The following is a 3,688-nucleotide window of genomic DNA, read 5'->3' as shown; positions in this document are numbered from 1 at the left end:
GGAACCAATTGTTACGCTACAAGACCGGTCCGACCGGCATGGCGGACCGCCACACCAGTTGGATTGTCGACGCCAACGGCAGCATAACCAAAGCCGCACAGCAGGAGGGCTACGAAGAGTCCCCCTATTACCAGACCCAGCTCACTGATCGCGACCCCGGCGTCTACACCCGCGTGTGGACCATCAATACCGAGCCTGCGCGGCGTGCTGGTGAGATGAGCGGTATCTCTGATTTCCTTGATCCGACCCAGAAACCACGTCGTGCCTGGAGCTATTCGCCGGGACAACGGAGGGTCAAGCTCGCGCCAGAGTTCGCCTATGACACGCCAGTCGCCAGTCAGGGCGGTGTGACCCTGTTCGACGAACTGCAGATGTTTTGCGGCAGTCAGGACCGTTTCGATTTCAAACTGGTCGGTCGCCAGGAGATGTACATCCCGTACAACGCCTACAAGTGGTACTTCGGCATCAAGCCCGCCGAGCAATTCATGAAGAACCACGTCAACCCGGCAGTCGAGCGCTGGGAACTGCATCGCGTCTATGTGGTGGAAGCGACCCTCAAGCCCGGCATGCGCCACGTTTACAACAAGCGTCGCTACTACATCGACGAAGACACCTTCGGCGCCGGACTGTATGACGCTTGGGATCAGCAAGGCCACTTGTACCGCTCGATGTACATGGCCGGGGTGCAGATCTACGACAAGGACATTCCATACGCGACCAAGAACGCCATCTTCGACTTCAACAAAAACATGTACGGCGTCATCAACGATTTCCTCATCGGAAGCATGACCTTCGTCAACCAGGCGCCGCCTAACGTGGCGATGAACCCCGAAGCCATCGTCGCCAGAGAGACCCAGCGTTGAGCCGCTGCTTACCGATGAACCCCGAACGGCATGAGGACATACGATGAAGCGACTAGAAGGCAAAGTGGCAATCATCACTGGTGGCGGCGGCGGGATTGGTTCCGCGACCGCCCTGCGACTGGCAAGCGAAGGCGCGAAAGTAGTGTGCGCCGACATCAACTTGCAAGCCGCCGAACGCGCTGCGGCGGCACTGGGTGGCAACGGCCTGGCGGTCTGGTTCGACGCCGCCGATGCCGGCAGTATCGAGGCCATGGTCGAGCAAACGGTGCGGCACTTCGGTCGGCTGGACATTCTGCACAACAACACCGCCATCACCGATCCCGAGACGCACGGTCAAGACCTGAGCTTGCTGGAGATCCCGCTGGATATCTGGCACAAGACCCTCGACGTGAATCTGACCGGCTACATGCTCAGTTGCCGCTTCGCCATTGCGCACATGATCAAAACCGGCGGCGGATCGATCATCAATACGGCGTCGGGCTCGGGCTTACGCGGTGACAGAGTGCGCATCGCCTACGGCACCAGCAAGGCAGCGGTGATCAATATGAGCCGTTACATCGCTGCGCAGTATGGCCGCCAAGGTGTGCGCTGCAACGCCATCGCACCGGGGGTCATTGTCACGCCGGCTATGCGCGCCACTGCCCCGGATATCCTGGCGATTGCCAGCCATTACGTACTCACACCGCGCTTGGGCACGCCCGAAGATATCGCGGCGCTGACCGCATTTCTGGCGTCGGACGAGTCGGGCTACATCACCGGCGAATGCATCGAAATCAACGGAGGCAAGAACAGCTGCCAACCGCACTACGCCGAAGCGAATCTGCACCCGCGGGGAAAGGAATCGACGCAATGACCGACAAGCAAACTATTGAAACCGATGTCGTAGTGGTCGGGTCCGGCGGTGCGGGCCTGACCGCAGCCGTAGTTGCCGCCACTCAGGGAATGCGCGTGCTGCTGCTGGAAAAGACCGAGTATTTCGGTGGCACTACTGCGCTGTCCGGAGGTGGAGTTTGGGTGCCGTGCAACAGCCTCGCCAGCGAAGCCGGGCTCATTGATGACCCTCAGTTGGCGTTGCAGTATGCCGAGGAAGTAGTGGGGCCGACCGTGCGTAGGGATTTGCTGCGTGCATTCATCGATGCCGCGCCACGCATGGTTGATTACCTGCATGATCACACTTGCGTACGGTTTGCCGTGCAGCGCGGTTTCGCCGATTGGCATCCGCACGTCCTCGGGGCGTCGACTGATGGGCGATTGCTGTGTCCGGTGGAATTCGACGGTCGCGAGTTGGAAGACTATTTCCCACAATTACGGCCGCCGCTGACTGAGTTCAACGCGCCGGGCGGGATGATGTTCTCGATTGCCGACATGCCGCATATCACGCGGGTCACTCAATCTTTCAGCTCCTTTAAACATATCGCCAGGCTGGCGCTGCGCTTCGCCTTCGACCGTCTGCGTCACCCGCGAGGCACGCGCTTGACAATGGGTAACGCGATGGCGGGCAGATTACTGCGCTCAGCACTGGATGCCGGCGTCGAGTTGTGGAAGGACACGCCGATGCTGGAGTTGATCAGTGAAGGTGGGGCGATCAAAGGTGTGGTTGCACTGCGAGAAGGACAGCCCATCGAAATCCGTGCACGACGCGGGGTGGTACTGGCCACGGGCGGTTTTTCCGCCAACGAGGTGATGCGTCGGCAGTATTTTCCGTTTGCCGAGCACCACGTTTCGCTGGTGCCAGAAGGCAATACCGGCGACGGGCTGCAGCAGGCACAAAGCGTGGGGGGACGCTTCGATGGAGATAACCTGAGCAATGCCGGGTGGGTCGTGGTCTCGGTATTACGGCAGGCCAATGGCAAGTTGCGTAAATTTCCGCATTTATACATGGACCGTGGCAAACCGGGGTGCATCGCCGTCAATCAGCAGGGCCAGCGTTTCGGCAATGAAGCAACCACCAACCTTGTAGAGGCGATGCACCGGACCGGCTCGGTACCGGCGCATTTGATCTGCGACCATCGATTCATCAAGAAGTACGGTCTGGGTTTGGTGCGACCCGGTGGTTGGGGGCTGAAGCGGTTGATCGGCGCTGGTTACATTCTCGTAGCACCAACGCTGGAAGCTCTCGCGATACTCATCGGTGTGAGCCCCGATAACCTGCTGGCAAGCGTGACCCGCTTCAATGCCCAGGCAATAACGGGGGTGGATGACGACTTCCACCGCGGTCGCGACAAGGGCGATCTACCTCTGGGTGATCCAGCACATAAACCCAATCCATGTCTGGGGCCGATCAGCGATGGCCCGTTTTACGCAGTGAAGATTTTTCCCGGCGATTCAACCACCACCGTCGGTCTGCGCATCGATCAAAAAGCCCGAGTACTAGACACCCATGACCAACCGATCCCTGGCCTGCATGCGGTTGGCCTGGACATGAACTCACTATGGCGCGGTCGTGCGCCGGGCAATGGCGCCAACAACACCTTGAGTCTGACCTTCGGTTATCTCGCTGGAATGCACCTGGCGATGGAAGGAATAACCGCACCTCCCCCGCCGGCCTCACAAAAACAAGAAAAGGAGTCGCTCGATGGTCACGTCCACTGACAAACCCAAGATTTCGATCGCGGTCGACTGGGCTGAGTTCGGGCAGGGCTGGAGGGTCCTGATCCTCGCGCTGATAGGCATTGCCACTTCGGTGGGTGTTGCACCGATCTACGCCTTCGGGACGTTGGTGCTGCCATTGCAGGAAGCGTTTGGTTGGTCACGCGGGGAGATTCAGTCCGCGGCCGCATTTCAGTACGCCAGTTCAGTGGTGGCCTTCCAACTGGCGGGCTGGC

Annotated in this window: 3 protein-coding genes and 1 pseudogene; all 4 read left to right on the top strand. The window is 59.7% G+C overall.

Features of this window, described 5'->3' with window-relative positions; all coding sequences use genetic code 11:
• Positions 1 to 863: DUF1329 domain-containing protein (locus M0974_RS30175; protein ID WP_297845578.1), on the top strand; the 863-nt coding region annotated here is incomplete at its 5' end.
• A 43-nt stretch (positions 864 to 906) separates the two neighbouring features.
• Positions 907 to 1,716: an SDR family NAD(P)-dependent oxidoreductase gene (locus M0974_RS30170; RefSeq protein ID WP_297845576.1), complete on the top strand. Its 810-nt coding sequence runs from the start codon at positions 907 to 909 to the stop codon at positions 1,714 to 1,716.
• Entirely contained in the window at positions 1,713 to 3,455 is a 1,743-nt protein-coding gene (locus M0974_RS30165; protein WP_297845574.1) for an FAD-dependent oxidoreductase, read from the top strand. Before M0974_RS30170 ends, M0974_RS30165 begins: the two co-directional genes overlap by 4 nt.
• Positions 3,439 to 3,688: pseudogene (locus M0974_RS30160) on the top strand (MFS transporter); the annotation flags it as partial. The gene M0974_RS30165 and the pseudogene M0974_RS30160, both read left to right, overlap by 17 nt.

The sequence above is a fragment of the Pseudomonas sp. genome (assembly GCF_026224925.1).
GTDB lineage: Bacteria > Pseudomonadota > Gammaproteobacteria > Pseudomonadales > Pseudomonadaceae > Aquipseudomonas.
The sequence above is the reverse complement of the archived record's forward strand: the minus strand, read 5'-3'. Positions and strand labels throughout refer to the sequence as shown.

What these genes read in the sequence shown, in the direction of transcription:
- M0974_RS30170 (WP_297845576.1), top strand. Translation starts at nt 907, where the DNA reads ATGAAGCGACTAGAAGGCAAAGTGGCAATCATCACTGGTGGCGGCGGC.
- M0974_RS30165 (WP_297845574.1), top strand. Translation starts at nt 1,713, where the DNA reads ATGACCGACAAGCAAACTATTGAAACCGATGTCGTAGTGGTCGGGTCC.